Genomic DNA, 283 nt, shown 5'->3' on the forward strand with positions numbered 1-283 from the left:
ATCGTGCGGCTGTTGCACGAAGAGGGTTATGCCTGGCGCTTCGAACATATTGATGGCGAGCATCCTCAGGTCAAGCTGGTGGTGTTTGATGACGCCTACAGCCTGCCGCCGGCAGTCAGTGAGCGCGTGCGCTTTCATCGCAGCGATGCGACGGAAGAGGAAGATGGTTTTACCGACTGGAGCGCCGCCCGTCAGGTGGTGTCCGGCAATGTGGCACTGGCCAGCTTCGACTACCAGCCGGTGTCCACCCAGCACACCGGCGATCAGACCCGCATTCAGCAAG

1 protein-coding gene is annotated in these 283 nt (G+C 60.8%); it reads left to right on the forward strand.

The window, feature by feature from the left end; genetic code table 11:
* The coding region (locus EAY64_RS20105) for a contractile injection system protein, VgrG/Pvc8 family (protein WP_255424560.1) at nucleotides 1-283 on the forward strand (283 nt) is incomplete at both ends.

It is taken from the genome of Aquitalea palustris (assembly GCF_003693445.1).
In the GTDB taxonomy this organism is placed as follows: Bacteria; Pseudomonadota; Gammaproteobacteria; order Burkholderiales; family Chromobacteriaceae; genus Aquitalea; species Aquitalea palustris.